The following is a 7,303-nucleotide window of genomic DNA, read 5'->3' as shown; positions in this document are numbered from 1 at the left end:
GTGTTTTGTCCCAGCCTCTTTTTTTATTCGCATAATGTTAAGGGATGTTTCTACCATTAGAATAATAGGTTTTTATATCTAAAATAAATTTTGTTATTCGTCATTATTCGACAGAATGAATGTAAAAAATAGTAAAATAATAATATTATTCGACAGAAAAGGTCTTTGTGACTTTATTTTTCCCTAATAATGTTTTGTTTTTTAGGTTGTTCTATGCGATGAAGTAGATAAATTAAAAGAACAGAAGGATAGATTTAAGCTATTAGACCCTTAAATTATACTAGAGATTGTACTAATTTTAGGGAGGTTATTCACATTACGAAAAAAATAAGCTTTTCTTTTCTTTCGTTAATGTTAGTTTTCAATGTCATTTTAAGCTATGCGGGTGTCGGTACAACTGCAAAAGCAGCAACAAATGATGCAATTGAAGGATTAACAGGGTTTGAGCTATCGTATACAGATAGTGAACGCAATGAAAAAGATGCTGTGACATCATTAGATGATATTATTCAAGCAGCCTATCAATTTGAGTTTGGCAATTTAGATGCAGATAAGACGATCACATTTAAATTACCAGCACAATTGAAAGTTATTCAAACTTATACGAACGAAGAAATTACAAATAGTAACGGTAAAGTCATTGGGAAATTTACATTAGCAGCAGATGGTACGGTTACGTTGACTGCATATAAAGGAAGAGATGTAAAAATCAATTTCAATGCAGAATCAACAATGAAGCCAGGAACACCAATTGAAAGTAATACGACTGAAATCGTCTATGGCTCTCAAAAAGCAGAATTAGTAGTAGATTTTGAACAGGGGAAAGCTATTTCAAAAGCTGTTACAAAAGTAAATGATACAACGTATAAATGGACGATTGACGTTAATACGGAATTATCAAAATTAACGAATGCAGTCGTGAAAGATGCGATTCCGCAAGGCTTAGAGGCAACAAATGTGAAAGTCTCTGAATTAAGTGTGGCACTTAATGCTGGTGATAAACTTTCATTTATTGCGGGGAAAGATGTATCAGATACAGTAACGAGTAAAGATCCTGTGACGGTGACATTAGGTGACACGTCAAAGGCATATCGTATCGAAATTACAACAAATAAAGTCGACAATAAGCTGATTGCGAATTATGTAAATACAGCAACACTTGAGTCAAATGAAGGTTCTACAACATCAAATGAAGCTTCAATGGCTTACCAAACAAAGGTAAATGTCAATAAGAGTAAATCAAGCGTTAACACAACTGATGGTTATATCGATTATTTCATTGACTTCGATACAAAAGGCCAAGAAATTCCAGCGGGCGCAACGATTACAGATGTACTAACAACGCCTGCTATTAAGGATAAAAACTTTAAATTAGCTTCACTGAAAGCAGCTGATTTCACAATTGTGAAAAAGGATACAGCAGAAGTAGCTGTTCCAACAAATAGCTATAAAATTAATGTTACAAAAGATGGTACACGCGATAAAACGACGGTTATGACATTTAATGAAGCACTTAACGGACATTATATTATTCGTTATCGCGTGAGTTATTCACCAAAGGGCGGTATTCTTTCACCTTCTGATATTCAATTCCGTAATACAGCAACATTAAAAGCAACTATTGACGGAAAAGAAACAACGCTAGGTAGCGATTATGAAGATATTTCCATTAAAAATTCATATAGTGATACACGTAAATCTGTTGTTGAAACAGATTTTAAAAATCGTGTTGTAACGTATGAAATTAAAGTAACGGTTCCAGAGGATGGTAGTAAATTCTCTGTAAAAGATACACCAGTTGATAATGGTAGCATTACGAATTTAAAGCTTGTAAATGTTAAAAAAGATGGCGTCATTTTTAAAGATGCCTCAATGAAACAAGATGGTAAAGATTATCATTTCTACTTATATAACAAAGAAGATGCCGCTTCAACGACAGCTAAGGGTGTCTACACAATCCGTTATACAATGGATTTTGATGCCGATAAAGGCGCAGAAACAGGAAACAGCAATAGCTATGTCATCTATAAAGGCACAGAAGCACAAACCGATGCAATCGGGACAACTTTCTATCCAAACAATAGTGTACTAGCGAAAAATAACGGCTTTAAATCCGGCAAATTATTATTAAATGAAGATGGTACGTATAAAGGAAAAGAATACAAAGTAGGCTTTAACTTTAACCAGCATGACCTAACAGGTGCGACATTGAAAGATACATTAAAAGGTAGTCAGCATTATGTGAAGGATTCATTTAAATTGTATGCATGGACAATTAAAGACGGGAAAGACACAGCAGACATTACAGAAATTAAAGGTGTGAACTGGGCCGAAGCGGTGACATTTGCAGAAGGTAATCAATCATTCACAATTGATGTGAATAAATTATTACCTGACACAGCAGATAAAACAAAGGCGTATCAGCTTCATTATGAGACATCAATTGATGACCAAATTTTAGGGAAAGATACGACAAATAGTGTTCAAACGATTTATTCAAACGTTGTCACAGATAGTTTAACAGATAAAGATCATACGATTACAACACCGGGTGAAATTCCTCGTGGTGGTGAGTATGTATCAAAATCAGGAGCACAACAGGGTCGTCTAGCACACTGGACAGTCGATGTGAATGCGACACAATCGAAACTACGTAATGCAGTCGTACAAGACCAATTATCAGCAGGTCATAGTGTTGTAGAATCAAGCTTTAAACTGTATAAAGCAACAATGACAAATGGTAAATTGGTTGCGAGTAATGAAGCATTAGAAGCGGGCAAAGATTACACAGTAACTTTCGCGAATAATGGCTTCTCGCTAAAATTTGCGGATACGATTCATACACCATATGTTTTAAAATATGACTCGTATATTACTGCAAAATCAGGTCAAAGCATTAAAAACAACATTTCAATCGATACAACCGATACAATTAACAAAAATACGTCAACTTCTTCATCAATTGCTGTATCCAATGCGAGTGGTAATGGGAACAGCTCTGATATTGAGACAGGCACTGTATCCATTAAAAAAGTCGATGCAACAGATGAGACACAACTCTTAGCTGGTGCAGAATTTGAACTTGTATATACAGATGCTGAAACAAATGTCACAATCAAGCGTACAGCAACAACGAATGAACAAGGGATTGCTACATTTACAGAAATTCCTTATTCAAAATATGTGAATGAAAAAGGCGTTGTGGTGAAAGAAGTGAAAGCACCAGAAGGCTTCAAGCTAGCGGATGATGAAATTCAGCTAGACATCACAAAAGCAACAACAAATGTAACGGTGAAAAACACACCAGAAAAATTGCCTGTAGGCTCAATTCAAATTCAAAAATTTGATAAAGCCAATGCAGATAAAGCATTAGCTGGTGCAGAATTTGCACTACAAACAACAGATGGTCAAGCTGTAACGGATGAAAATGACCGCGCCATCACCGTGACAACAAATGCAGAGGGCCGCGCAGTTATTGAGAATATTAGCTACGGTGACTATGTATTAGTAGAAGTAAAAGCACCAAAAGGCTATGAATTACCAACAGGAGAGGCTGCGAAAACAGCCGTATCTGTGAAAAAAGATGCTGCAACGCAAACGTTTGTTGGGGTAGCTAAAATCAGTAATGATAAAAAGCCATTTGGCGAGCTTGTACTGAAAAAAGTCGATGCAGATACGAATGAAACGTTAACAGGCGCAGCATTCCGTATTACGAATGAAGAAGGATTTGATGTAACTAAAACAGTGGATGAAAATGGTGTAATCCAATTAGCTGAGCTTGAAGAAGGCACCTATACGGTGACAGAAACAAAAGCGCCAGTGGGTTATGTATTAAATGACAAGCCATTCACTGTAACTGTCACAGCAGATGAAACAACGACAGAGGTTGTTAAAAATGCGAAGCAAACAGGGGATTTAGTAATTGAAAAAATCGATGCGGCCAATAGTGATAAGCTAGCCGGTGCAGAATTTACTATTACAGGTCCTTATGGCTACGAAGCAACTGAAACATCGAATGCAGCGGGTCAAATCACACTGAAAGAGTTACCAATCGGCACGTATACAGTAAAAGAAACGAAGGCACCAGCAGGTTATGAGCTAAATGCTAAAGCCTTTACAGTCGAAGTTACGGTCGATAATGTGTCAACACAAGTTGTCACAAATACGAAAGAACAGCCGAAAGTCGGTACATTGAAAATCCATAAAATCGACGCAGATTCAAAAGCGCCATTAGCCGGTGCGATTTTTGAAATCACAGGTGATGGTTATAAAGAATTTAAAGAAAGTGATGCCAATGGTATGATCGAAATTATCGATTTACCACTAGGCACATATAAATTTACAGAAGTGAAGGCGCCAGCAGGCTATGAATTAAGTGAACAAACATTCACAGCAGTCATTACTTCAGCAGGTGTATTTGAGCAAACGGTATTAAATACGAAAAAAGAAGTACCACCAGTTATCCCACCAGTGGGTTCATTGATTATTCATAAAGTAGATACGAAAAACAATGCACTAGCCGGTGCAGAATTCCACATCACAGGTGCAAACTATGATGTTGTGAAGAAATCGAATAATAACGGTCAAATCGAATTAAATGATTTAGAGCCGGGTACGTATACAATTACTGAAACGAAGGCGCCAGCAGGCTATGAGTTAGCTGCAGCACCATTCACTGTCACTGTAGCTGAAAATAGCACATTTACACAAACAGTAATTAATGAAAAAATCGTGCCTCAAGTTGGGACAATCATTATTAACAAGGTGGACGATAATAATGTAGCGCTAGCAGGCGCAGCATTCCACATTACAGGTCCAAATGGTTATGATGAAACGAAAACATCAAACAATATGGGGCAAATTGAATTAAATGAGCTTGCAGTCGGTGAATATACCGTGACTGAAACAAAAGCACCAGCAGGCTATGAACTAGTTGCAACACCATTTAAATTAAACGTAACAGTACAAGGAACAACAACACAAACGGTCGTGAATAAAAAAGAACAGCCGAAAGTGGGCCAATTAATCATCGAGAAAACAGATGAGCAAACAGGTACACGATTAAAAGGTGCTACATTTGAAATTACAGGTGACGACTATAACGAAAGCTTCACAACGAATGCAAGTGGTCAAATCATTGTGAAAAATCTTGTACCAGGCACATACACTGTAAAAGAAACAGCTGCACCAGCAGGCTATACATTATCAACAGATACGTATGATGTCGAGGTCAAAGCAAATGAAACCGTGAAGCAAGTCATCACAAATAAAAAAGAAACAGCAAGCGTGACATTAACGAAGTTTGATGCAAAAACGTATAAAGTGTTATCAGGCGCTGTATTTAACTTAGTAGATGAAGATGGCACACTTGTGAAACAAGCACTGACAACGGATCAAAACGGTCAAATTACAGTAAGAAATCTACCAACTGGTCATTATCAATTTATTGAAGTGAAAGCACCAGTAGGTTATACACTGGATAATTCACCAATTAGCTTTGATGCAAAAGGAAAACATATTGATTTACAATTTACAAATATGAAAGTTCCAGAAGCACCAAAAGAAGATCCAGAAGAGCATCATACACCAACACCTCCTGGTAAAACACCAACACCAGGAGATGGCGACGAAAATCCAAGTACACCAGCGACTCCAAGTCAAAGCACAAGTGAGGCAACGTCAACAACTCCAGCAACGGAGACAACGACATTACCACAAACTGGGGAAAGCACTAAATTTGTGATGTATGCAGGTTTAGTAATTATCCTAGGTGCACTTGTATTGCTTGTAGCGGTACGTCGTAAAGCAACAAAATAATTTTTACTAGAAACACGCTCCTGCGCTATGATGTGGGAGTGTGTTTTTTTGATTTTTTAAAACCACTTGATGTCTGGGCTCGTCTAATGATGTGTAAAGGAGTGATCGTGTGGACAGCATTATGTCACAGGTAAATTGGCAGGAGGAACTGCTGGAGCAACTAATGACGGATTATGGACAGGATATTTTACAGTTAGTGTATACATATGTACGTGACAATGCGCTTGCAGAGGATTTAACGCAGGAGATTTTTATAAAGTGCTATCGTGCGCTTTCTAACTATAAAGGACAGGCAACGCTAAAAACATGGCTTTGGCGTATTGCCATTAATCATACGAAAGACTATTTGAAATCATGGCATACGCGTCACATGACAGTTACAGAGGCACAACAATTTGAGCATTTAACGGACAATGAGTCTGTTGAACAAATGATTGAACAGCAAGAAAGCCAACGAACCGTTATTGATGCGGTGATGAAGCTACCAATCAAATACCGTGAACTTGTTTACCTGCATTATTTTGAAGAATATTCACTGCAGGAAATGGCGCAGATTTTAAAGGTAAATCGTAATACGCTAAAAACGCGTTTGAGAAAAGCACGTATGTTATTGAGTGAGCACTTAGAAAGGAGTTTTGAGAATGAATTCATTTAAAAAGAGTTTGCAGCAACATACAAATTTACAGTTTACAGAAAAAATGAAGCAAACCATTCGTGAGGAAGTAGCTCGTGAAGCAATTGAGGCAGACCGTTTATTACAGCTACTACAGCAACCTCAGAGTGGCTTTGCGCTTTGTGAACGATTAAAAGCAAAGCAACAAAGTGCCGTTTATGTGACCTTACATCGTTTAGAAGTAGAGGGGTTAATTTGTAGTACATGGCAGGAGGAAGAAAAAATCTATAAAGTATCAGCAACTGGTTTAAAACGTGTCAAACGCTATGAAAAAGCACAGAGAAAAATGCCGCTTCAGCAGCTCTTAGAGGAGGCGCGTCATGTCTATTAAATTGTATATTGAGCGTGTAACGAAGCAAATGCGCAATAAGGAAGCTCGTGCATCTGTAGAAAAAGAACTGACACAGCATTTTCACCATCAAATTGTGAAATTGAAGGAGCAAGGTGCTACACAGCAGGAAGCAGAGCGGAAGGCTATTGAATTAATGGGAAACGCAACAACACTTGGCCAATCGATGGACCAAATTTATAAACCGCAAACAGATTGGCTACTAATTGGCCTAGCAATAGCTGCAATACTATGCAGTTTTTTAGCACTTCCCTATGGTCAGCAAGTTGAAAATGGCACATTGATTTTGAAAAATGGTTTGTATACAGTGTTTGGGATTGGAATAGCACTGCTGATTACGCGTTTTGACTATCGTAAATTACTTACCTTTGGACATCAATTATTTTGGCTAGGGGTGGCACTTAGTTTCGTATTAGATTTCATGCATCAATCGATGCTGCTATGGTCATTTTATAAAATCATGT

4 protein-coding genes are annotated in these 7,303 nt (G+C 37.5%); all 4 read left to right on the top strand.

Translation table 11 applies throughout. The features are described 5' to 3' along the window. The first annotated feature begins 351 nt into the window (after positions 1–351). Positions 352–5,817 (top strand): SpaA isopeptide-forming pilin-related protein, encoded by a 5,466-nt coding sequence (locus KTHG_RS13730; protein WP_139994369.1) that lies wholly within the window; start codon positions 352–354, stop codon positions 5,815–5,817. Between the two features lie 109 nt (positions 5,818–5,926). After that, a complete protein-coding gene (locus KTHG_RS13725; protein WP_255512468.1) occupies positions 5,927–6,472 on the top strand; it encodes a sigma-70 family RNA polymerase sigma factor in 546 nt (181 codons plus the stop codon). Beyond that, positions 6,459–6,821, top strand: a complete 363-nt coding sequence (locus tag KTHG_RS13720) for a helix-turn-helix transcriptional regulator (protein WP_139994367.1) — start codon at positions 6,459–6,461, stop codon at positions 6,819–6,821. The genes KTHG_RS13725 and KTHG_RS13720 overlap by 14 nt, the downstream gene beginning before the upstream one ends. After that, positions 6,811–7,303 (top strand): permease prefix domain 1-containing protein (locus KTHG_RS21335; RefSeq protein ID WP_147633118.1); only part of this gene is annotated, 493 nt, incomplete at its 3' end. The genes KTHG_RS13720 and KTHG_RS21335, both read left to right, overlap by 11 nt.

The sequence above is a fragment of the Kurthia sp. Dielmo genome (assembly GCF_000307285.2).
In the GTDB taxonomy this organism is placed as follows: Bacteria; Bacillota; Bacilli; order Bacillales_A; family Planococcaceae; genus Kurthia; species Kurthia populi.
This window is presented reverse-complemented; position numbering and strand designations above follow the sequence as displayed.

What these genes read in the sequence shown, in the direction of transcription:
- KTHG_RS13730 (WP_139994369.1), top strand. Translation starts at nt 352, where the DNA reads ATGTTAGTTTTCAATGTCATTTTAAGCTATGCGGGTGTCGGTACAACT.
- KTHG_RS13720 (WP_139994367.1), top strand. Translation starts at nt 6,459, where the DNA reads ATGAATTCATTTAAAAAGAGTTTGCAGCAACATACAAATTTACAGTTT.